Consider the following 23,360-nt stretch of genomic DNA (forward strand, 5'->3'; position numbering starts at 1 on the left):
GCTAGATAGTTTAGTGTTAAACTAATTCATAATTGAATTTGGCGCGGCTGGCGAGACATTTTGTGACCTCAGGTCATTTCACCGCAGGAAAGCCTGTGGCGCATGCAAAAATGCCGCGCCAGAGAGGCCGCTCCTGGGCTGCAGTCCTGATATGGTTGCATGATGGTCGCACCTGTTCAACAGCCGGATCAGGCAGCTGTGCCACAACAGGGGTGCAAAAAGGGTTTATTGGATGACGATTTCGTCAGCGCGCAGCAGGCCAAGCACGGCGCGGGCCTGTTCATCCAGCAGATCCAGATCGAGATAATCATCCGACAAACGGTGAGTTAGGTTTTCGATCTCGGCAATTTCCAGGTTCAAACGATCAAGATCCAAGCGAAGCTCTTCGGCCTCTGCCTGGATCTCAACCCGTCTGAACAGCCCGAAGTCACCCTGAACCGCCGCAAAGGTAAAATATGCGCCAAGCGCAAATGCGACGACAAAAAAGGTAAAGGATCCTATGGAAGGCTTGCTGCTTCGGGACAATGGAAGTGCCTGTATGTTTTCTGCTCAAGTCTGCTGTTGGGCCAGTTGGTCCGGCCTCTGACTTGGTTATGACACAAGTGATTCGCTTTGTGAATCCCCTTTTGACTCCAAGGGGATAGAAAAGTCACCATTAAGGATCTGTTAAGAAATCACTCTGCAAGATCTGAAGGCTAGATGAACGGTACGTGGCAGCCGGGGCCCAAAGCAATGCGCCGACCCAGGGGGAGACCCGGATCGGCGGTTGGTGGTGTTTTGATTTTACCCAAGAGGGGCGGGTGACAGGAGCCTAGTTTTCCAGGGCTGCAACGCCGGGCAGGGTCTTACCCTCCATCCATTCCAGGAAGGCGCCGCCAGCTGTGGAGATATAGGTGAAGTCTCCGGCTGCGCCCGAGGCGTTCAACGCCGCCACAGTGTCGCCGCCGCCGGCAACCGCGGTCAGCTGGCCTGCGCGGGCCAGAGCGGCGGCCTTGAGCGCTGCAGCATTGGTCGCGGCGTCAAAGGGTTCAAATTCAAAAGCCCCCAGCGGACCATTCCAGATCAGTGTTTTGCACTCTTCAAAGATGGTGTGGATCACCTTGACGCTTTCGGGACCCGCGTCGAGGATCATGCCGTTTTCCGGGCACTGATCCACTGGCAGGATCTGGTGCGGCGCGTGGGATTCGAATTTCTCGGTGACCACGATGTCGCAGGGCAGAACGATCTTGCAGCCGGTGGTTTCGGCTTTGGCCATGATTTCCGCTGCGATGTCTTTCATCAGGCGTTCCGCCAGGGAGACCCCGACTGAAAGATCTTTGGCCCAGAGGAAGGTATTGGCCATGCCGCCGCCAATAATCAGATAGTCGACCTTCTCCACCAGATTGCCCAGCAGCTCCAGCTTGGTCGAAACCTTGGCACCACCAACAATGGCCGCCACTGGCCGCTCAGGGGCGCCCAGGGCACTTTCCAGCGCTTCCAGCTCTGCCTGCATCAGCCGACCGGCGCAGGCAGGCAGTAGCCGGGCCAGGGCTTCGGTCGAGCTATGGGCGCGGTGGGCAGCGGAAAAGGCATCGTTGCAATAGATATCGCCCAACTCTGCCATGCCAGCGGCGAGATCTGGATCATTTTTGGTTTCGGCGGCGTGGAAACGAGTGTTTTCCAGCAACAATACATCGCCGGGCTGCAGGGTGCTTGCCGCTTCCTTGGCGCCTTCGCCAACACAATCGGCTGCAAACCTTACCTTGGTTTCAAAGGCGCGTTCCAGGGTTGGGATCAGCTGGTTCAGCGACAGGTTTTCGCGTCGCTCGCCACCGGGGCGGCCAAAATGCGCCAGCAGGATCGGCTTGCCACCGGCGGCCAGGATGTCGCGCACTGTGGGCGCAATGCGGCGGATCCGGGTGGAATCGGTAACGACGCCGTCAACAAGCGGTACGTTGATGTCCACACGTACCAGGACGCGTTTGCCATTGAGATCCATGTCGTCGAGTGTTTTCCAGCCCATCAGAGGCTCCTCTGTGCAAATATCGCGGGTATTCCAGGCCGTTCTTTCAGCGCTTTTTAGCCATCAGTCAATGCTCCCTTGGCAATTGCGAGCGCTACCCTTAACTATCAGTGCAAATTTTGCAGACAGGAGGGCCTCATGGCCGAGTATAAAGACCCCGAAAACACCATCATCGTCGAGCTGAAAGACGGCAATGTCGTCATCGAGCTGCTGGCTGATGTCGCCCCCAGACATGCCGAGCGCATGAAGGAACTGGCCCGTGGTGGTGAATATGACAACGTCTGCTTCCACCGGGTGATTGACGGTTTTATGGCGCAGACCGGTGATGTGGCCAATGGCGATATGGAAGATGGCTTCAACCTGCGCTCGGCTGGCACCGGTGGCTCAAGCCTGCCAAACCTGCCTGCTGAGTTCTCAAGCCTGCCACATGACCGGGGCACCCTGGGTGCTGCGCGCTCTGCTAACCCGGATTCGGCCAACTCGCAGTTCTTCATCAACTTCAAAGACAACCACTTCCTGAACGGTCAGTACACCGTTTACGGTCGTGTGATCGAAGGTATGGAGCATGTTGACGCCATCGTTAAGGGCGAGCCGCCAGCGAACCCTGATCGCATGATCAGCGTCAAGGTGGCTGCAGATGTTTAAACTCGCTGCAGCCTTTTCCCTGCTGGCGGGTTCTGCGCTGGCCTCCGGGATTGAGATCCAGATCGAAGGCGAGGCCAATGGCACCGTCAAGATTGATCTGTTTGAGGATCTGGCCCCCAAACATGTGGAACAGATCACTGCTCTGGCCGCCGAAGGCAAATATGACGGAGTGGTGTTCCACCGCGTGATCGAAGACTTCATGGCGCAGACCGGCGACGTTCAGTTTGGCCTGATGGAGGGCGGTAATATGAGCCGCGCCGGGATGGGCGGTTCCGATCGTGCCGACCTGCCCGCTGAATTCTCTGATCGTCCCTTTGATCGGGGCATCGTGGGCATGGCGCGGTCATCCAATCCAAACAGTGCCAATTCCCAGTTCTTCATCATGTTCAAGCCAGGTCACTTCCTCAACGGACAATACACTGTTGTTGGTCAGGTCACCGAAGGCATGGAGGTGGTCGATGCCATTAAGCTGGGCACTGGCGGCAATGGCTCTGTTGTGGGCAAGCCCGACATGATGAGCAAAGTGACCGTCACTGACTAAATGATCTAGCGCGACCCTGGGCGATTTCCTGGGGCTGCGGAAGACAATCGAGTATTGAGCCGCGCCAGACCTGTTTCTGGCGCGGCTTTTTTGTTCCTAGGGGTGATCGTGCGGTGGGGTTGGCTGTGGCCAAGGTTTAGCCTAGTCGGCCAGAGCCCTGTATCCGAGTAGGGCGGAGGGAGAATTCAAGAGATACAGGTCAAGGAAAAACGCCGCAGACAAAGTCTACGGCGTTCAAATTGTTCACACGACCTGATGCCTGACCTCATTGAAAGGATGGCATCTAATTCGGCTTAGCTATCGGCTTTGGCAGCGGCTGTGGCCGCTTTGACAGCTGCCGAAGGGGCAGGTGCAGCGGCGGGCGCAGCGGCCGGGGCGGCCTTTTTGCCGCCGGGTGTCAGCGGATCATCCTGGCGCTGGACAGAGCCCTCAAAATGGGCGCCGCTCTCGATGGCGATGGTTTTGTGGATGATGTCGCCTTCAACGCGGGCGGTAGCGGTGAGACGCACCTTGAGACCACGCACCCGGCCCACAACGCGGCCATTGACCACAACGTCATCCGCGATCACTTCGCCCTTGATGGTGGCGGTTTCGCCGACGGTCAGCAGATGCGCGCGGATGTCACCTTCAACGGTGCCTTCAACCTGGATATCACCCGAGGTTTTCAGGTTGCCAGTGATATGCAGATCCGAGCTCAGCAGCGACGCAGGAGGCTTTGCCTTTGGGGCAGAGGGCTTGTAATCGCTGGCAGGAGCCACAGGCGCGGATGAGGCCGCCGGAGCCGCTGTTGGGGTCGCCTCGGCCTGTTTTGGACCGGGCTCGTTGATTTTGCTTTTAGAAAACATTTCGTGCAGCCTTGATATAGATCATCGGGTTTACGGGTTTGCCATTGACCCTTACCTCATAGTGGAGGTGGGTGCCGGTGGACCGTCCGGTGTTACCCATATCAGCAATGTGATCGCCACGCGAGACCCTTTGGCCGACCTTTACGCGCAGATTTGAGTTATGAGCGTATTTCGTCTCAATGCCAAAAGCATGCTGAATGGTTACGAGTTTGCCATAGCCGGATTGCCAGCCGGCATGGCTGACAACGCCATCGGCGGTTGCATAGATATCGGTGCCGGTACGCCCGGCAAAATCTGACCCCTTGTGCAGTCGTCGCCCCCCTGTTTTGGGGTCGCGCCGGTAGCCAAAACCCGAGGATTGGCGCACCAGGCCCAGATTGACTGGCGAGGCAAAAGGCGCCTGTTGGGCGGCCATCCGGTACAGGTTCAACTGGTCCAACTGATTGAGAATCTGGTTGGCGCGCAGCTCATCCGCGGAGGGTTCCTCACCGCGGGTGGACAGGGCTAAAGGGCTGAGCGGACCGCCCTGACCGCTATATCCGCGACGCACCTGTTCCAGAATACGATCTGGTGGCATGCCGGCATTTCTAAACATCTTGTCCAAGGGGGAGACCGAAACGGCCACCGCTTCTTCAAGCTGGCGGAAAATCTGATCGTTGCGCTCGTTCAGCAGCTCCAGCTCCAGCTCCATTTCGGCCCGCTGTTCCAGCGCGTCCCTGGCATCAGCTTCGATCTGATCGCGTTCCGTGGCCGTTTCAGCCAAGACCGTTGACAGGAAATCCATCTGCAAAGGCGCTGCGGCCCCGGCCATCTGGGTCGATCCCTCGTCCTGCGCAGTCTGGCGCAGCTCTTCCAGCTCGGCCCGGGTGCCATCGCGCTGCGTCATGGTCTGGCGCAGGGTTGTCTGGATCACTTCAATGCCGGTTTCCAGCTCTTGGCGCCGGGTCTCCGAGGTCAGCAATTCGGACTGCATGACCGAGATCTGCGCCAGAGCGGCGTTGAACCGTTGCTGCGCCGCCAGGGCCTCTTCGGCGCGGGCATCGCGCTCGTTTGAGATGGCATTGAGCCGGGCGCGATAGGTGATCTGATCCCGTTTGGCCTGTTCGCGGAAATTCCCGGCCCCGATACTGTCCATCAAGACGATAGCAGTGGCGACAATGGCCCAGGCAACAAAAGCCACCATCCCGGTCATTGCGATCAACTGTGTGCCGGACCGGAGCCTTACAAATCGGGTGTCGGTATCCGATTTCAAAAAGACCCGGCGTTCTGGAAAATGTCTTTCCAGAAAGGCGTGTATTCTAATAGCCAGACGTGTTCGCACATGCTGATCCTTGTGCCATCCCATTCTTGCAGAGCCCTCGCCATTCCCGGCCAAAAGCCTCTGCGGGAAATCTTTAGCCATCACAGCGGGCCTGGGCAAGTGAGAAGGCGGGTTTTGCGCTGCGGTGCATCGCCGGCCCCCAAGCACCGGTTGATTTGGGCGAAAACCCGCCAGTGCTATGGGGAGACCCCGGTGTCGAACTGGCGTTCAGACCCCCGCAATGGGTTTGATCTGATCCGCCAAGGGCCAGTAAAAATCCGGAGGAATGCCGGCATCGGCGCGTTTTTCCTCATTAAACGGAGGCTTTAGCGGGCTGCGGAAGTATTTTCTGACCAACCCGTGAAAAACCTCCTTGGGGTCCAGATTGTCGCGTCCGCAGAGGAAATAGAACCATTTGGAACCATAGGCCACATGGCTGACTTCTTCGGCATAGATCACCTCCAAGGCCTCCACCGCCTGGCTGAGCTTGGCCTGCTGAAACAGCTTGATCATGCCGGGGGTCACATCCAACCCTCGCGCTTCCAAAACCATCGGCACCACCGCAAGCCGCCCCATCAGATCCTCTGCCGTGTCTTCTGCGGCCTGCCACATGCCGCGATGGGCCGGAAGGGCGCCATAATAGCTGCCCAGGCTCTCCAGACATTGGCAGATCAGGCTGAAATGCTTGGATTCCTCATCCGCTGCCTTGACCCAATCGTCAAAGAAGCCAATGGGCAAAGGCACATGGGAAAAGCGGGCAATAATGTCCCAATGCAGATCCACAGCGTTGAGTTCGATATGGGCAACCGCATGTAGCATGGCGATGCGGCCAGCTTCGCTGCCAGGTTTGCGCTTGGGCACATCCCGTGGGCTCAGCAACTCGGGTCGCTCTGGGCGTGCCGGATGGAGCGGCGGATTGGCGGTGCCAATCTCGATTGGGCAGGGATCTTGCTGGCGGGCCGCAGCCCAGGCGGCAGCATGGCGGCGGGACAGGGCTATCTTTTCGGCCCCATCTGCGGTGGTCAGCACATCTTCGGCCATTTGGGCCAGGGTTAGCGGAGCAGTCATGGTCAGTCTCAACAACAAGGAGGAAATACCAGCCGCGCGCTCTGTGGCTCTGCCATCTCATGGCTTCAGATCTGCGCGACGGGTGTTTTCATCTTTCCAAAAATATTCCGGAGTGTGAGGCAGCGCCTCACAGGTGATTTCACCCGGTTGCCGGAATAAGAGATAGGGGCTTACAGGGCGCGGGCAGCCTCCAGGACCTCTTCCACATGGCCGGCCACTTTCACCTTGCGCCAGATCCGAACGATATGCCCCTGCGCATCGATCAAAAAGGTCGAGCGCTCAATGCCCCAGTGCTTTTTGCCATACATGTTCTTCTCTTTCCAAACGCCGTAATCCTCGCAGGTGCTGCCTTCGGCATCAGAGAGAAGCGGTGTCGTTAACTCATGTTTTGCGATGAATTTTTCGTGCTTTGACACTGGGTCCTTGGAAATTCCAAAAACCTGGGTATTGGCATCGGCAAAGCCTTGCAGATGTGTCGAAAACCCGATGGATTCTTTGGTGCAGCCCGGGGTATCATCGCGGGGGTAGAAAAACAGAACAACGGCCTGGCCTTTCATCTCTGCCAGCGAGACATCACCGCCACCATCGCGGGGCAGGCAGAACAGTGGGGCCGGATCAGTTGTTTCGAGCATTTATGTGGTCTCCTGAAGGGCTGGGTCCAAAATTTGGCCCGCAATTGGCTTGGCCCGAACGGTTTGGCAAGGGCTGCCTGTTATAGTTAGGCCATCAAGGGCAAAGGATAAACACCGATCGAACCGTTAGGCGAAAAAGACGACGGCCTGGCCCACCAGGTCGATGCGCTTGTGGGGGCGCCCGCGCCCCGACGCCGGTCGCGGCGATTGCGCGCGCTACGTTGGTCGATCCGGCTGGTGGCTTTTTTGTCTTTTGTTGCCGCGGCGGCGATCTATTTTGGAATAGGAACCAAGATGGATGCGCCGGATTGGCTGCGCCAGCGCATCGAGGCGCGGATCGAGCGCGATCTGAACGGGCTTTCCCTGGAATTTGGCGATCTCAATCTGGTGGTGAACCACGGGTGGCGGCCACGCATCGGGATGCGGGATGTGACGTTGCGCGGCGCGGATGGGGTACCGATTGTGCAGCTTGCTGATGCGGAGATCTCGATGGCGATGCGGCCGCTGCTGCGCGGGCGCATTCAGCCCAAGCGCATTTCGCTGAGCGGGCTTTATGCCAATCTGCGGCGCGAGGCAGATGGGGTTGCACTCAGCCTCTCGCAGGGGGGCTCGCCGTTGCGGCAGGCAGCCAACCTGCCGCAGTTGATCGAACAATGGGATCGGCAGTTTGAACTGCCTGTCCTCTCCTCTTTGACCGAGATCTCCACCGATGGCGTCACCCTGCGCTATGAAGATGCCCGGATTGGCCGTGTCTGGACACTGGACGGGGGGCATGTTCAGTTCTCCCGGGCCGGGCAGGCGCTGACCATTTCGTCCGGGTTCTCGGTGCTCAGCGGCCGCGAGGACGTGGGATCAGTAGAGGCAAATTACCAATCTGACATCGGTGATGCTGCGGCGGAATTTGGGTTTTTAATCAGGGATATTGCCAGCGAAGACATTGCGGTACAGGCCCCGGCTCTGGGTTGGTTGCAGGTGCTGCGGGCTTCGATCTCGGGCTCCCTGCGCGGTGGGATCAGCAGCGATGGCGGGCTCTTGCCGCTTGCCGCTGGTCTGCAGATCGGTCAGGGGGTGATCCAGCCATCGCCGGAAACCCTGCCAATCCCCATCCACGGGGCGCACAGCTATTTCACCTTCTTTCCATTGGAGCAGAGGCTGCGCTTTGAGGAGCTGAAGATCAGCAGCGGCTGGGGCTCGGGCGTGATGGAGGGGGATGCGGAACTGGCCGGGATCAGCGACGGTCGCCTGACCGATCTGGTGGGGCAATTGCAGTTTACCGATCTCACCCTCAACCCACGCGGGCTCTATGATGCACCCCAGGTTTTTTCCGGAGTGACAGTGGACTTCCGGCTCGAGCCTGAGCCGTTTCGCTTTCAGCTGGGAGAGATGCTGATAGAGCATGAGGGGCGGCAGATCCGGCTCAATGGCAAAATCGAAACCGGGGCGGAGGGCTGGGAATATGCTCTGGATGCCCGCTCTGACGAATTGGATCTGGCTCAGGTGAAATCGTTGTGGCCGGCCGGGGCGGCGGAAAAACCACGCCAATGGGTGCTGCAAAACATCTTTCAGGCTCAGGCGCAGGATGTGAATTTTGCCTTGCGTGGCAAGGGGAGCAGCAAACCCTTTTATGCCCTGGACGCAAATTTCACTGGTGCTGAGGTCAAATTCCAAAAGCACATGCCCCGGGTCAAAGGCGGCGCGGGCCATTTTAGCCTCTATAACACCCGCATGGTGGTGGTGGCCTCTGCTGGAACCGTCACCGCTGACGCGGGGGGCGAGGTGGAGGTCGCCGGAACCTCCTTTATTATCCCCGATACTTCGGTGCGCGATGGCACGCCGGGGATTGCCCGGGTGATGGCCAAAGGCTCGGTTACGGCCGGATTGTCATTGCTGAACCGGCCGCCACTTTCGATCATGGATAAAGCAAACCTGCCCGTTGATCTGGCCGAGGGAGAGCTCCAACTAACGGGCACCCTGGCACTGCCGCTGAAACCCAAGGTCGCGCCCGAAGAAATCCTTTATCACTATCAGGGCAGCGTCAATGCGGTGCAAAGCGCGACGCTTGTGCCCAATCACCAGGTCGCGGCACAAATTCTGGCTCTGACCGGGGATCAGGGGCGGGTTACTTTAAGCGGTTCGGGCCAGTTGTCCGGTATTCCTGTTACGGCGACATGGAGCCAAGCAGTGGGGGCGCAGGCCAGCCCAGCAAGCCGGGTGACCGGACAGATCGACATCACTCAGCAGGCATTGGATACTCTGCAAATCGGCCTGCCCAGGGGGACAGTGGCGGGACAGGGGCAGGGCAACTACCAGCTGGATATCCTCCCGGATCGTCCGCCACAGCTGCGGTTTTCGTCCAATCTGGTGGGGGTTGATCTGCGGATCCCTCCGATCAGCTGGCGGAAAGCTCCCGCTGCAAGCGGTCAGCTGGAAATGGATGTGACCCTGGCAACCCCCGTCAAGATCGACCGGCTGGAGCTCACTGCGCCGGGGTTGCGGGCCCAAGGCTGGGTAACGACCAATACAGATGGGGGGCTAAAACAAGCGCATCTGGGCGCTGTCACCGTCGGCAATTGGATGCGAGGCACTGTGGACTTCCTGGGCCTGCGCAATGGGTTGGCAGAGATTCAGGTGACCAGCGGCACCTTGGATATGCAAAATGCACCGTTTTCTGGTGAAAGCGGCAGCAGCTCAGGCGGCAGCGCGCAGACGGGTCCGATCTCCATGCGGTTGGACCGCCTGCAGGTTACCGAAAGCATCGCCCTGACCGGGTTTCAGGGACGTTTCTCTACACAGGGAGGACTGAATGGCCAGTTCACCGGCAACCTAAACGGCGCGACGCCGGTCTCTGGCGTTGTGGTGCCAAAAACAGGCGGTGTTGCCACCCGTATCCGATCAGAGGACGCGGGCGGAGTGTTTCAGGCCGCTGGCATTCTGCGTCATGGCCGGGGGGGGAGCTTTGACATGACACTCGTCCCGGCAGATAAACCCGGAGAATATGATGGCGAAATCAAGATCAAGAACACCCGGATCAAAAATGCCCCGTCGATGGCGGCGCTGCTGAACGCGATCAGCGTGATTGGCCTGTTGGATGAGCTTTCGGGTGGGGGAATTTTGTTCACCGGGATGGAGGCGAAATTCCGGCTGGGCTCCACCCATCTGGTTCTGCATGAAAGCAGTGCTGTTGGTCCCTCAATGGGGCTGTCGATGGATGGCATCTATGACCTGAAAACCGGCGCTTTGAATATGCGCGGTGTGATTTCACCAATCTATATCATCAATGCTATTGGCCGGGTGGTCTCGCGCAAAGGGGAGGGGCTCTTTGGCTTTGCCTTCAAATTGAGGGGAACTTCGGATGATCCAAAGGTCAGCGTCAATCCGCTCTCAGCCTTGGCACCGGGCATGTTTCGCGAAATCTTCCGCGGCAAGGCCCCCAGTGTTCCCGGCGCAGCTCCACAAGAAGAAAAAACCAATCCCGACCACAAGCCCACCAATGACGGTGGCTATCGCTAGAGCTCAGGTTTTTGTTGCAGCGCTGACCTGTCGGGCCATAGCCAAGGGGCAACAGATCCCTTAAAGGGGCGGCATGAAACTGAGTGATTTTGATTTTGACCTGCCCGACGAGCTGATCGCCACCCGCCCGGCGACGCCGCGCAGCGCAGCCCGCCTGCTTGTGGCCACGCCTGACCAGATGACAGATGGCCATATCGGCGATCTGCTTGATCTGTTGCAACCTGGTGACCGCTTGGTGCTGAATGACACCAAGGTGATCCCGGCGCGGCTGTCTGGGCTGCGGCATCGCGACACCGCGCAGGGCAAAATGGCCGCCAAAGTCGAGGTGACGCTGCTGGAGCCAAAAGCAGATGGCAGCTGGACGGCGTTGTTGAAGCCGCTGAAGAAGGTCAAGATTGGCGAAGAGGTGGTGTTTTCTGGCTCCCTGTCTGCCGAGTTGGTCGACGTGGCTGAGGGGCAGGGGCGGCTGCGCTTCAACCTCAGCGGCGACGATTTTGACGCGGCTCTGAATGCAGCGGGCGCTATGCCGCTGCCGCCCTATATCGCGGCCAAACGGGCAGCGGATGCGCAGGATAAGGAAGACTATCAAACCGTCTGGGCGCGCCATTCGGGCGCGGTTGCAGCGCCTACGGCCTCCTTGCATTTTGATCAGGCGCTGCTGGCAGCACTGCAGGCCAAGGGCGTGCAGTTCACCTATGTGACTCTGCATGTGGGAGCCGGGACGTTCCTGCCGGTGAAGGTCGAGGATGTCACCAGCCACAAGATGCATGCTGAATGGGGCCGGGTCAGCGCTGAGGCCGCCGCCGAGATCGCCGCGACCAAAGCCGCCGGAGGGCGGGTGATCCCGGTGGGCACCACGGCCCTGCGCCTGATCGAAAGTGCGGCGCGGTCCGGGCATGTGAAACCCTGGGAGGGCGAGACGGATATTTTTATCTATCCGGGGTTTGTTTTTCACGCGGCAGATGCCCTGATGACCAATTTCCACCTGCCAAAATCCACCCTTCTTATGCTGATCTCGGCGCTGATGGGGCAGGAGCGCGTCCGTGAGATCTATGATCACGCGGTGAACAGCCGCTATCGTTTCTTTTCTTATGGAGATGGGTCGCTTTTATTGCCCCATGCGACGAATACGCCGCAGAAGTGACGCGAATGAATGTAGACAAGCACGGATAAGATCCGCTCTGATAAGAGCAGGATACCGCGTTTCGTTCGAATTTCACATCAACTGACACTTGCCTCTGAAATCAGGGGCACCCCCGTCACTAACACCAGACGGGCCGCTGCTGCCGTAACATCTGTTTCGCCAGCCCCGTGCCCGACGGCAAAGGAGAGACCGCAATGCTGCAGGTTTTGTCGAGCGCTTGGGCGCTGCTTTTGGGCATGGGCATGCTGATGATCGGCAATGGCATGCAGGGGACCATTCTGGGCGTGCGGGGCGCGATGGAGGGGTTCTCGACCCTGCAGATGTCCTTTGTGATGTCGGCCTATTTTATCGGCTTTCTGGGGGGCTCGCGTCTGGCACCAGAGATGATCCGACGGGTGGGCCATGTGCGGGTCTTTGCAGCGCTTGCCTCGCTGATCTCGGCAGTGATGATCCTCTATCCTGCGGTCGCCAACCCTATCGCCTGGATGCTGGGACGGGCCTTGATCGGGTTTTGTTTCTCCGGCGTGTATGTGACGGCGGAAAGCTGGCTCAACAACGCCTCTGACAATGCCAACCGTGGCAAGGCGCTGTCGCTTTATATGATCGTTCAGACCATGGGTATCGTCACGGCTCAGGCCTTGATGCTGGTGGGCGATCCTGCAGGGTATGAGACCTTTGTTATTGCCTCCGTTGTGATTTCAGTCTCCTTTGCGCCGATTTTGTTGTCGATTTCGCCGACGCCTGCCTTTGAAACCACCAAGCCCATGTCGCTGCGCGAGCTGATGAATGTCTCGCCGCTGGGCTGTGTTGGTATGTTCTTGCTGGGCGGGATCTTCTCCGCTCAGTTTGGCATGAGCGCGGTCTATGCCGCAGAAGCCGGGCTGACCCTGTCGCAGATCTCGATCTTTATCGCCACCTTCTATATCGGCGCGATTGTGCTGCAGTATCCTCTGGGCTGGATGTCCGACCGAATGGATCGCCGGGTGCTGGTCCTTGGCGTCTCCGCCATGGGCGGCGGGGCGGCGATCCTGGGCATGATGATGGGCGGAGAATACAGCTTCTTGTTGCTGGCGGCCTTCTTCATTGGCGGCATGTCCAACCCGCTTTACTCGCTGCTGATCGCCCATACCAATGACTATCTGGATCATGACGATATGGCAGCGGCCTCGGGGGGCTTGGTCTTTATCAATGGGCTGGGGGCAATTGCAGGTCCGTTGATCACCGGTTGGATCATGAGTGATGCGGTCTTTGGTCCGCCGGGATACTTCTTGTTCATGGCGATTTTGCTGATCGCTCTGGCCGTCTATGCGCTCTATCGCACCACGCAGCGGGCAGCGATTCCCGCTGATGAGACCGGTATCATGTCCCCAATGACGCCGACCGGTTCGCCTGTGGTGGTCGAGTTCGCACAGGAATATGCCATTGAAACCGAAATCGAAGAGCAAGAAGCCGCCAATGAATCCGGGTGATTGCGCTAACCCAATGGCTTTGTGAGGAATATTTCATCGTTTGACCCCAGGTGTTGCAAAAAGTGACCTGGGGTCACTTGTCAAAACTGCTCAAAAAGGTCTGAACTGGACTCAGTATTTATACGTGGAGTATGGACCGATGCAGGGGCCCGAAGAAATCCTCAAGTTCTGGCTGGACGAGGTAGGTGAAAAGGGATGGTATCTGAGCGATGATGCGCTTGATGAGACCATCCGGGAACGTTTTCAGGAAACATGGAAGGCGGCCTGTGACGGCAAGTTCTCCCTGTGGCTGACCTATCCCACCGGAACGCTGGCTTATATCATTCTGACTGACCAGTTTTCGCGCAATATGTTCCGCGGCACTGGTGCGGCCTTTAAATCGGATCGCATTGCGCTCTGTGCGGCCAAGAACGCCATCAACAAAAAATGGGACCTGAAGATCGACGAACCTGCACGTCAGTTCTTTTATCTGCCGCTGATGCATTCCGAAAACCTTTGTGATCAAGAGCGCTGCGTGCGCCTGATGAAGGAACGGATGCCAAAAGGCGGCGCCTCCAATCTGTTGCATGCCAGGGCGCATCGACAGGTGATCCGCCTGTTCGGGCGCTTTCCCTACCGGAACGAAGCCTTGCTGCGCAGCAGTACCACACCTGAAAGAGACTATGTTACCGCCGGCGGCTATGGTGCCACCCTGCGGGATCTGCAGGCCACAGGCTGATCGGATATCAAACGGGAGCAAGGTTTTGCTCCCGTTTTTTTTGGCCTCTCGCCTGTCCTCACGCGACCACAACAATCGCCAAAGCCCCGGGGCCATGGCGCGTCGCGGATTTTTTATCTGTCTCTCTCTATGCCTTCGAACCGCTTTGTGTTTGGATCTAACAAGGCCTGCCTTGGGTGGTTCTTCTGCGATGGTCTGGGAAATCGGGCGTATTTTAAGGAAGGCCGACTGAGCATTTGCAGTTCTCAGGAAATTAGTTTAACGGTGAACTAAATTATGTTGCTCCTATTGGTGAGGGAAGACAATGGCCGCAGAAACCTATGATGTGATCGTAATTGGCGCAGGACCAGGAGGCTATGTTGCAGCCATCCGCGCGGCGCAGCTGGGCCTCAAGACGGTGATCGTCGAACGCGAAAACCTCGGCGGAATTTGCCTCAATTGGGGCTGTATCCCCACCAAGGCGCTGCTGCGTTCGTCAGAGGTGTTCCATCTGATGGAGCGGGCCAAGGAGTTTGGCCTGAGCGCGGAAAACATCGGCTATGACCTTGATGCCGTAGTGAAACGCTCACGTGGCGTGGCCAAGCAGCTGTCGTCGGGCATTGGTCATCTGATGAAGAAGAACAAGATTACCGTGGTGATGGGCGAGGCGACGATCCCGGCCAAGGGCAGGGTCAGCGTCAAAACTGATAAGGGCACAACTGAGCTGCAGGCCAAGAACATCATCCTGGCCACTGGCGCGCGGGCGCGCGAATTGCCGGGGCTGGAAGGTGATGGCGATCTGGTTTGGACCTACCGCGATGCGCTGGTGCCGCCGCGGATGCCCAAGAAACTACTGGTCATCGGATCCGGGGCCATCGGCATTGAATTTGCCAGTTTTTACAACACGCTTGGCGCTGACACCACGGTGGTCGAGGTAATGGACCGAGTGCTGCCGGTGGAAGATGCCGAAATCTCGGCCTTTGCCAAAAAGGCCTTTGTCAAACAGGGCATGAAGATCATGGAAAAAGCCATGGTCAAACAGCTGGACCGGGGCAAAGGCAAAGTGACCGCTCATATTGAGGTTGGTGGCAAAGTCGAAAAACAAGAATTTGATACGGTGATTTCCGCCGTGGGCATCGTCGGCAATGTCGAAGGCCTGGGGCTGGAAGCGCTTGGCGTCCAGATCGACCGTACCCATGTGGTGACCGATGCCTATTGCCGCACCGGGGTCGAAGGGCTCTATGCCATTGGCGATATCGCCGGCGCGCCCTGGCTGGCGCATAAGGCCAGCCACGAAGGTGTCATGGTCGCCGATTTGATCGGTGGCAAACATGCGCATCCGGTCAAACCTGAAAGCATCGCGGGCTGCACCTATTGTCAGCCACAGGTTGCAAGCGTCGGCTATACCGAAGCCAAGGCTAAGGAGCTGGGCTACGACATCAAGGTTGGCCGCTTCCCCTTTATCGGCAATGGTAAGGCCATCGCTCTGGGCGAGGCAGAGGGCCTGGTAAAAACCGTGTTCGATGCCAAGACCGGTGAGCTGCTGGGTGCCCATATGGTGGGGGCTGAGGTGACCGAACTGATCCAGGGCTATGTTGTGGGCCGCCAGTTGGAGACCACGGAAGAAGATCTGATGAACACTGTGTTCCCGCACCCGACCCTGTCCGAGATGATGCACGAGAGCGTGCTCGACGCCTTTGACCGTGTCATTCACATGTAGGCAGCCCAGCCATTGAACCCCCTGACGCGCGTAGCTGCAAGGCTTCGCGCGTTTTCTTTTTGCGAATATTTAAACTTTTCAATGGTTTGTAGTTGGTTGCTGAGAGCTCGGGTCACTAAAGTTCCCAAGAGAGCCTAGTGTATTATGTCAAATGCGATGAAACCCGTCCTGGCATTTTCTGCCACCGGGGCGGTTTGGTCATATTCTCTCCCTTTTTCTGTTCGAGCCTGGGCAGGCCATTCCTCTGTTGCAGAAGGCCGGAGCACATTGGTGTTTTACTTCACCAGCACAGGAGTGCCCGCCAGGAATGTGGCGGGTTGGGTCGTCACATGAGCTTGAAATCACTATTGCACTGGAGTTCGCGCAGCATCTTTGCACTTGCGGCGCGGCCCAGGCTGTCGGCCAGTGACAAAATCGGTATTCTTCGCGACTGGCACTCTGAGGTGGCCCGGTCTAGAACGGGAGCGTAGGAAGGGGGGAGCCTTCTTCCGTCTAAGCCCCAGGAGGATGCCATGCTGGCCGGAACAACCACACGTTGGCCATTGGTCATCGCGATTTGGGCCGCTGGGCTGGGCGTTGCCGCGCAATATGGCAAGATCAGCGTCATCTTTGCCCGCATGGAAGAGCTATACCCGGATGCGGGCGCCTCCATCAGCTTCGCAGTATCCCTGGTTGGCCTGGTGGGCATTGCCTTTGGTCTGGTCGCGGGGATGTTTGTTGCCTCATTTGGCTATCGGCGCAGCATGGTTTGGGCGCTGTGGATCGGCGCGGCCCTGTCCGCCCTGCAGGCGCTGCACCTCCCGTTCCCCGTGTTTCTTGCCAGCCGCCTGCTGGAAGGTGTCTCGCACCTCGGCGTGGTGGTGGCAGCGCCAACCCTGATAGCCGGGCTCAGCGCCAATCGGGATCGCGGGCTGGCCATGACCCTGTGGAGCACCTTTTTTGGCGTGGCCTTTACTTTGCTGGCCTGGTTGGGGCTGCCCCTGGTGCACCGCTTCGGCCTGCTCTCGCTCTTTGCCGCCCATGCTGTGGTGATGGGGGGGCTGGCCCTGTGGCTGGGCTATGCCCTGCGCGATGTGCCTGTGCCCGCCCGACGGACCCTGCCGCGCCTGGCGGATCTTCCGGCCTTGCATCTGCCGGTCTATGCCTCGCCCTGGAAGATCGCGCCTGCAGCGGGATGGCTGTTTTACACCTGTTGTTTTGTCGCGGTTTTAGCGGTGATCCCCCCCTATATTGCGGCGGAGCACCGCAGCTTTGTGCTGGGAGCGATGCCTCTGGCCAGCATTGCCAGTTCCATGACGCTGGGAGTCTTCTTGCTGCGCCACATCGCGGGGGTCCACCTGGCTCAGCTGGGTTTCCTGTGCTGCGCAGGCGCGGTGGCCTGGCTTTGGGTGCAGCCGGGAGCCCCCCTGGCCTGTATCACCCTTGCGGCCTCGATGGGGTTGGTGCAGGGGGGCTCCTTTGCGGCGGTGCCGCAGCTCAACACAAGCGACGCTGCGCGTTCCGAGGCCAGCGGTGTTCAGGCCCAGGCTGGCAATCTGGGCAATACTATCGGCACCCCATTGATGGTTCTGGCTCTGGGGGTCTCTGGGTTTTCCGGCTTGATGGCGGTGCTGCTGGTTTTGTTCCTCGGCGGCTTCATGGTGCATTTGCTGCTGGCGGCGCAGCGTCGCAGGTTGCTGGCTGCGGGGCTGGCGCCCGATTAACGCTAGGGCTGACCACAAGATCTGGAGGCAAATTGCAAAAATAGAGGAAGATGTTCCACTAATGTTCTCACTTTTTTGTTGGAGACTCACGCGGCATTGCCTATCTGTACAGGACCGACCGATCCCGACAAGGGTTAGGGTCTGGAATGGGTCTTGGGTGCGAGGGCAGAATGGCTGAATTGAAATCCATCGAAGTGCGTGGGGCACGCGAGCATAATCTAAAAAACATCGATGTGGATATTCCACGTGATGAGCTGGTGGTGATCACCGGTCTGTCTGGCTCGGGCAAATCCTCTCTGGCTTTTGACACCATCTACGCCGAAGGCCAGCGCCGCTATGTTGAAAGCCTGAGCGCCTATGCCCGGCAGTTCCTCGATATGATGGAAAAGCCGGACGTTGATCATATTTCCGGCCTCAGCCCGGCGATTTCGATCGAGCAAAAGACCACCTCAAAGAACCCGCGCTCCACCGTCGGCACGGTGACCGAGATCTATGACTATCTGCGTCTGCTCTTTGCCCGCGCCGGCACCCCCTATAGCCCCGCCACTGGCAAGCCGATCGAGGCGCAGCAGGTGCAGGATATGGTGGATCGCATCATGGAGCTGGAAGAGGGCACCCGTGGCTATCTGTTGGCCCCCATCGTGCGCGACCGCAAGGGGGAGTATAAGAAAGAGATGCTGGAGCTCAGAAAGCAGGGCTTTCAGCGGGTGAAGGTTGATGGTGAATTCTACGAGCTGGATGAGCCGCCAAAACTGGATAAGAAATACCGCCATGACATCGACGTGGTGGTCGACCGTCTGGTGGTGCGCGAAGGGCTGGAGACCCGGCTGGCGGACTCCTTGCGGACCGCGCTGGATCTGGCCGACGGCATCGCCATTCTGGAAACTGCCCCACGCGAGGGCGATCCTGAACGCATCACCTTCTCCGAGAATTTTGCCTGTCCTGTCAGCGGCTTCACCATCCCCGAGATCGAGCCCCGGCTGTTTTCTTTTAACGCCCCCTTTGGCGCCTGCACCGAATGCGACGGGCTGGGGGTGGAGCTGTTCTTTGACGAACGTCTGGTGGTTCCAGATCAAAGCCTAAAGATCTACGACGGCGCTTTGGCGCCCTGGCGCAAGGGCAAATCGCCCTATTTTCTGCAGACAATCGAAGCCATTGCCAAGCATTACGAGTTTGACAAGAACACCCAGTGGAAAGACCTGTCCCCCAAGGTGCAGCAGGTGTTTCTGCGCGGCTCTGGCGACGAGGAAATCCCCTTTCGCTATGACGAAGGGGGGCGGGTCTACGAGGTGACGCGCGTCTTTGAAGGCGTCATTCCCAATATGGAGCGGCGCTACCGCGAGACCGACAGCAACTGGATCCGCGAAGAGTTTGAACGCTACCAGAACAATCGCTCTTGCGGCGCCTGTGGTGGCTACCGTTTGCGCGAAGAGGCGCTGGCGGTAAAGATCGCCGGTGTCCATGTGGGCCAGGTGGTGCAGAAATCCATCCGCGAGGCCCTGGCCTGGATTGAGGATGTGCCCAATCACCTGAGCAAGCAAAAGCAGGAGATCGCCCGCGCCATCGTCAAGGAAATCCGCGAGCGGCTGGGCTTCCTCAACAATGTTGGTCTGGAATACCTGACCCTGTCGCGCAATTCCGGCACCCTGTCTGGCGGCGAGAGCCAGCGGATCCGGCTGGCCAGCCAGATCGGCTCGGGCCTCACAGGCGTGCTCTATGTGCTGGATGAACCCTCCATTGGCCTACACCAACGCGACAATGACCGGCTGATCACCACGCTCAAAAACCTGCGCGATCAGGGCAATACAGTGATCGTGGTGGAGCACGACGAGGATATGATCCGCCAGGCGGACTATGTCTTTGACATTGGCCCTGGTGCCGGCGTGCATGGGGGACAGGTGGTCAGTCATGGGACTTCGGCCGAGGTCTCGGCCGATGCGGGTTCTATCACCGGGCAATATCTGTCAGGCCTGCGAGAAATCGCGGTGCCAGCCAAGCGCCGTAAGGGCAATAAAAAGAAGATCAAGGTGGTCAAGGCCACCGGCAACAACCTGAAAAACGTCACGGCGGAATTCCCGCTGGGAAAATTTGTCTGTGTCACAGGGGTTTCGGGCGGCGGCAAATCCACCTTGACCATTGAGACCCTGTTCAAGACTGCTTCGATGCGGCTGAACGGTGCGCGCCAGACCCCGGCCCCCTGCGAGAGCATCAAGGGGCTGGAGCATCTGGACAAGGTGATCGATATCGACCAGCGCCCGATTGGCCGCACCCCACGGTCGAACCCGGCGACCTATACCGGGGCCTTTACGCCGATCCGCGACTGGTTCGCGGGCCTGCCAGAGGCCAAGACGCGGGGATATAAGCCGGGACGCTTCAGCTTCAACGTCAAGGGCGGGCGCTGTGAGGCCTGCCAGGGGGATGGGGTCATCAAGATCGAGATGCACTTCCTGCCGGATGTCTATGTGGAATGCGAAACCTGCAAGGGCGCGCGCTACAACCGCGAAACGCTCGAGGTGAAGTTCAAGGGTAAGAGCATTGCTGATGTGCTTGATATGACTGTGGAAGATGCGCAGGAGTTCTTTCAGGCTGTGCCCTCGATCCGCGACAAGATGGATGCGCTGATGCGGGTTGGTCTGGGCTATATCAAGGTTGGCCAGCAGGCGACGACTCTCTCGGGTGGCGAGGCGCAGCGGGTGAAACTGTCTAAGGAATTGAGCAAACGCTCCACTGGCCGGACGCTCTACATTCTGGATGAACCCACGACTGGTCTGCATTTTGAGGATGTGAAAAAGCTCTTGGAGGTGCTGCACGAACTGGTGGAGCAGGGCAATTCTGTGGTGGTGATCGAACATAATCTTGATGTGATCAAGACCGCCGATTGGATCATCGACATTGGCCCCGAAGGCGGCGATGGCGGCGGTGAAATTGTGGCCACCGGCACCCCTGAGGCGGTGGCCAAGGAGCCGCGCAGCCACACCGGGCACTACCTCAAAGAGATGCTGGAGGCCAAAAAGGTCGCAGCGGAATAGGTGAATGGCCGGGGCAGTCCCCGGCCATCCTTTTTCGGCCTAGGCCAGGACGGCTTTTGAGGCTTGGCGATGGAGCAAAATAGGCAGCACAAACATGGCGAGGAACCCGGTGTTGAGCAACACGTTAAACCCCGCGCCAACCATGTAGGAACCAAAGCTGTCCGGCAGATACCAGGCGCAAACTCCGATCAGGATGATACGGCCCCCCGTTTGCGGATCCTTGGCATAAACATCCGTCGTGATACACCAGACCAGCGCGCCGAGGCCAACCATCAGCCCACCGGTGATGGCGGCCAGGACGCGGGCGCTGTCGCCCGCCAAAGCCTGCTGAGAATCCAAGGGCCAATGGACAAGATCCAGAAAACTGTCAAAGACGAGCTTGAGTGGGGATATCAGCGCCAGCACCATGGCGAGGCCAAAAAGGGCAGAGCCCAGGGCGGCCAGTTTGAGCAGGCGGATTGAGGTTTGCAGGGTCATTGTGGGTCTCCAATCTGGTTACCGCCACAGCATTTACGCCAGGCGGGGGTAAAACAATTACCTCTGAGGTAGGTGAATTTGGGACCCCCTGCGGCTAGACTGACGGAACAATTTCCAGGGGCGCAGGCAATGGTTGATTTTGGCGGAATTCTGAAGGAGTGGCGGGGTATTCGCCGGATGAGCCAGTTGGATCTGGCCCTATCGGCAGAGGTCTCATCTCGCCACATCTCGTTTCTCGAGACGGGCCGGGCCAAGGCCAGCCGCGATATGGCCCTGCGTCTGGGCGAAGAGCTGCAGATGCCCCTGGGGGTTCGCAATCAGCTGCTGCTCTCGGCAGGGCTGGCACCGGCCTATGGCCGCGCGCCTATCAGCGCGACGGAGCGCGCACCTTTGCAGCAAGCGGTCGATTGGATGCTGGAGCGCCACGCCCCCTTTCCGGCTTTGGCGATTGACCATCACTGGGTGTTGCAGGCGATGAACCCTCCGGCTGCCGCCTTGCTTGCAGCCTCGGGGCTGCAGCTGGGAGACAGCCTGATTGATGCACTGACCGAAAACCAGCAGCTGCGCAATGGCCTGGTTAATCTGGAGGAGGTCGAAGCCTTGATCCTGCACCGTCTGCGCAGCGAGCTGGCCAATCTGGGAAAGGATGCCGTTCTGGAGCGCGCCGTTGCCCGGTTGCACCGCCGCGTTGGCGCGCAGGGCTGGCAGGGGCCGGGTGAAATGCCTGCGGTGATCCCCACGCACTATCGGTTCAACGGTTTGGATCTGCGGCTGTTTTCGACCCTGTCCTATTTTACCTCAACCGGAGATGTCGCCATGTCCGAACTGCGTCTGGAGATGATGTTTCCGGCGGATGAGGCCTCTAAACAGACCCTGTTGAACCTGTTCTCGGATCTTGGCTGAAGCGAGATCTGTCAATTTATGTAATGGTTTAAAAGCTGCGCCTCATAGCGGCGCAGGGCAGGGCGCGCGGCGCAGCCATAGCCGGTTCCTCCCTGGGGGCAGAGCTCTGGAAACAGGGCAAAAAGCTCGGCTTGGGTGTCAGCGTCAAAGCCAGCGGTAGTCTGGGGCCCGGGGTGGTAGCTTTCGCTCAGCACCCCGTGGGAGAAGAGAATCTCGTGCTCGTCAAACAGCAGGTGGTAGTAGTCGACCATGGCAAGGCTATGGTCGGGGCGGATGCCCGCATCATTGACCAGATCCTTGGCCTTGGCCAGCACCTCATCTTCGCCAAACAGCAGCTCGGCAAATTGGCCGGTGACCAGCATGCGGTGGTTGGGCGAAACCCAGAGATCCGCCTCGGCGCCAAACTGCCCCTTGGCAAAGCGGATTGGCGCTGTGGTCTCGGTCACAGGGACGCGGCTGTGCCCAATCCAGCGCAGCGGCTGCAGGCCGTGATCATAGGTCCGGATCAACATGCCGGGTGTTAGATTTTCGATCCGGAGGGCGCCTTGGGCTGTTTCGATCAGGGTGCCGGCGGTGAAACAGGCCTGGGCCTGGTTGATTTCAACCAGCGCGGTGTCACTGTCACCACTGCCATTTTCGGTGGTATAGTTGAAATAGACGGTCTCATCATCCCCGTCGGACTGGACCGAAAGGGTGCCGTCGGGGTTCAGGGTGATCTGCTGCCCCGTGGCCAGGGTCACGCTATCTCCGGCGGAGACGGCGACGTCATTGATATGGGTGACGGTCAGCGTGCCGCCGGATGAATCGGTGTCATTGGCCAAAACATCCAGTGTTTTTGTGGCGTTATAACCGAGATCGACCTGGTCGTCCTGAGCCACAAAAGCGGTTTGCACGGAGCCGCCAGCGACCAAGAGATTGGTGTCATAGCTGCTATCCGCCGTATCCGCGACGCCGATTTTGATCGAGTTCACCACCCCCGCTGTCACCGGAGCGGTGAAGGTCAAGGTGATGGTAAACCCATCCATTTCGGTATTGTATTGGTCGCCGGTATTGTCGACATAAATGTTCTGGGTTTCGTTCTGGTTAATATTGCCGATCGAGGCAGAGCCATCGCCAATCGTGACCTGCGCCTGCACGCCATTGACCCAGACCCCCACAACATCGTTGTACTGCGAATTGGAAAACTCGGGGTATTCTTCGGACGACAGGACAAAGTCCAGCGTCAGCACATCACCGTCGGGGATAAAGTCGATCTCTAGAAAGGCGGCATCAAAGGTTGAGGCGCCCGCGATTGAGTTGAAATCGGTGTCGCCATTTATCCCGCTGCTATTGGTGGAGGTATTTCCAGAGGTATTTGTATTGGTGCTGCCGGAACTATTTGTGAAATCATCGACATGCCCGGTGGACAGGATGACGCCGCTGTCGGAAGGGGCCACACCGGCAACCGTGGTGTCGGCGCCTGTATAGATGCCAGAGGAGGCATTGTCGCCCGAGTAGCTGGAGCTGACGACTGTGGTGCCATCGCCAAAGATCTCCTGCGCCATCTGGTTGGCTGTGGCAGAGGTATTGATATTAAGTTCTGTCGCCGTCGGCATCTGAGATCCTGCACCCGTTAGGGGCCCCAAACACTGTGACCCAGCCTTAGGTCTCGCTGTGAACTTGGACTGAAATGTGG

18 protein-coding genes are annotated in these 23,360 nt (G+C 58.7%); 10 read left to right on the top strand and 8 right to left on the bottom strand.

Translation table 11 applies throughout. The features are described from left to right. Positions 1 to 225: 225 nt before the first annotated feature. Together AN476_RS10960 and pgk are read right to left on the bottom strand one after the other, a co-directional pair. The gene (locus tag AN476_RS10960) at positions 226 to 525 is read right to left on the bottom strand and encodes a septum formation initiator family protein (RefSeq protein WP_054461615.1); all 300 of its coding nucleotides are present in this window, start codon (positions 523 to 525) and stop codon (positions 226 to 228) included. Positions 526 to 811: 286 nt separating this feature from the next. After that, positions 812 to 2,002, bottom strand: coding sequence for a phosphoglycerate kinase (gene pgk, locus AN476_RS10965; RefSeq protein WP_054461616.1), 1,191 nt, complete (start codon positions 2,000 to 2,002; stop codon positions 812 to 814). 138 nt (positions 2,003 to 2,140) lie between these two features. On the opposite strand from pgk, the gene AN476_RS10970 reads away from it, so the two are divergent. Both AN476_RS10970 and AN476_RS10975 read left to right on the top strand, forming a co-directional pair. Next, on the top strand, positions 2,141 to 2,647 hold the full coding sequence (locus tag AN476_RS10970; protein ID WP_054461617.1) for a peptidylprolyl isomerase: 507 nt from the start codon (positions 2,141 to 2,143) through the stop codon (positions 2,645 to 2,647). Then, positions 2,640 to 3,188 (top strand): peptidylprolyl isomerase, encoded by a 549-nt coding sequence (locus tag AN476_RS10975; protein WP_054461618.1) that lies wholly within the window; start codon positions 2,640 to 2,642, stop codon positions 3,186 to 3,188. The genes AN476_RS10970 and AN476_RS10975 overlap by 8 nt, the downstream gene beginning before the upstream one ends. A gap of 293 nt (positions 3,189 to 3,481) precedes the next feature. Here AN476_RS10975 and AN476_RS10980 read toward each other — a convergent pair whose 3' ends face one another. From AN476_RS10980 to AN476_RS10995, 4 genes are all read right to left on the bottom strand, one after another. Beyond that, complete coding sequence (locus AN476_RS10980) at positions 3,482 to 4,033, bottom strand: polymer-forming cytoskeletal protein (RefSeq protein ID WP_054461619.1); 552 nt, start codon at positions 4,031 to 4,033, stop codon at positions 3,482 to 3,484. After that, complete coding sequence (locus tag AN476_RS10985) at positions 4,023 to 5,354, bottom strand: M23 family metallopeptidase (RefSeq protein WP_054461647.1); 1,332 nt, start codon at positions 5,352 to 5,354, stop codon at positions 4,023 to 4,025. Before AN476_RS10985 ends, AN476_RS10980 begins: the two co-directional genes overlap by 11 nt. A gap of 207 nt (positions 5,355 to 5,561) precedes the next feature. Next, complete coding sequence (locus AN476_RS10990; protein WP_054461620.1) at positions 5,562 to 6,401, bottom strand: ferritin-like domain-containing protein; 840 nt, start codon at positions 6,399 to 6,401, stop codon at positions 5,562 to 5,564. A 170-nt stretch (positions 6,402 to 6,571) separates the two neighbouring features. Continuing rightward, positions 6,572 to 7,033 (bottom strand): peroxiredoxin, encoded by a 462-nt coding sequence (locus AN476_RS10995; RefSeq protein WP_054461621.1) that lies wholly within the window; start codon positions 7,031 to 7,033, stop codon positions 6,572 to 6,574. A gap of 294 nt (positions 7,034 to 7,327) precedes the next feature. Here AN476_RS10995 and AN476_RS11000 point away from each other — a divergent pair, with 294 nt between their 5' ends. The 7 genes from AN476_RS11000 to uvrA all read left to right on the top strand — a co-directional run bounded on the left by AN476_RS11000 (position 7,328) and on the right by uvrA (position 20,305). Further along, positions 7,328 to 10,543 (top strand): DUF3971 domain-containing protein, encoded by a 3,216-nt coding sequence (locus AN476_RS11000; protein WP_054461648.1) that lies wholly within the window; start codon positions 7,328 to 7,330, stop codon positions 10,541 to 10,543. Between the two features lie 73 nt (positions 10,544 to 10,616). Then, positions 10,617 to 11,687 (top strand): tRNA preQ1(34) S-adenosylmethionine ribosyltransferase-isomerase QueA, encoded by a 1,071-nt coding sequence (queA, locus tag AN476_RS11005; protein WP_054461622.1) that lies wholly within the window; start codon positions 10,617 to 10,619, stop codon positions 11,685 to 11,687. A gap of 194 nt (positions 11,688 to 11,881) precedes the next feature. Beyond that, positions 11,882 to 13,156 carry an MFS transporter gene (locus AN476_RS11010; RefSeq protein WP_054461623.1) on the top strand — a complete coding sequence of 425 codons (1,275 nt, stop codon included), beginning with the start codon at positions 11,882 to 11,884 and terminating at the stop codon, positions 13,154 to 13,156. A gap of 139 nt (positions 13,157 to 13,295) precedes the next feature. Next, entirely contained in the window at positions 13,296 to 13,874 is a 579-nt protein-coding gene (locus AN476_RS11015) for a DUF924 family protein (protein ID WP_054461624.1), read from the top strand. A 304-nt stretch (positions 13,875 to 14,178) separates the two neighbouring features. Further along, complete coding sequence (gene lpdA, locus AN476_RS11020) at positions 14,179 to 15,573, top strand: dihydrolipoyl dehydrogenase (RefSeq protein WP_054461625.1); 1,395 nt, start codon at positions 14,179 to 14,181, stop codon at positions 15,571 to 15,573. Between the two features lie 512 nt (positions 15,574 to 16,085). After that, positions 16,086 to 17,276 (top strand): MFS transporter, encoded by a 1,191-nt coding sequence (locus AN476_RS11025; protein WP_054461626.1) that lies wholly within the window; start codon positions 16,086 to 16,088, stop codon positions 17,274 to 17,276. Positions 17,277 to 17,446: 170 nt separating this feature from the next. Next, the gene (uvrA, locus tag AN476_RS11030; protein WP_054461627.1) at positions 17,447 to 20,305 is read left to right on the top strand and encodes an excinuclease ABC subunit UvrA; all 2,859 of its coding nucleotides are present in this window, start codon (positions 17,447 to 17,449) and stop codon (positions 20,303 to 20,305) included. Positions 20,306 to 20,344: 39 nt separating this feature from the next. Here the strand turns inward: uvrA and AN476_RS11035 are convergent, their stop codons facing one another. Beyond that, positions 20,345 to 20,782, bottom strand: a complete 438-nt coding sequence (locus tag AN476_RS11035; RefSeq protein ID WP_054461628.1) for a hypothetical protein — start codon at positions 20,780 to 20,782, stop codon at positions 20,345 to 20,347. A 129-nt stretch (positions 20,783 to 20,911) separates the two neighbouring features. Between AN476_RS11035 and AN476_RS11040 the strand changes: the two genes are divergently transcribed. Next, the gene (locus AN476_RS11040) at positions 20,912 to 21,685 is read left to right on the top strand and encodes a helix-turn-helix transcriptional regulator (RefSeq protein ID WP_054461629.1); all 774 of its coding nucleotides are present in this window, start codon (positions 20,912 to 20,914) and stop codon (positions 21,683 to 21,685) included. An 11-nt stretch (positions 21,686 to 21,696) separates the two neighbouring features. On the opposite strand, the gene AN476_RS11045 is transcribed toward AN476_RS11040, so the two are convergent. Then, on the bottom strand, positions 21,697 to 23,280 hold the full coding sequence (locus AN476_RS11045) for a Hint domain-containing protein (protein ID WP_054461630.1): 1,584 nt from the start codon (positions 23,278 to 23,280) through the stop codon (positions 21,697 to 21,699). Positions 23,281 to 23,360 lie beyond the last annotated feature (80 nt).

This window comes from Phaeobacter sp. 11ANDIMAR09 (assembly GCF_001294455.1).
Taxonomy (GTDB): domain Bacteria; phylum Pseudomonadota; class Alphaproteobacteria; order Rhodobacterales; family Rhodobacteraceae; genus Pseudophaeobacter.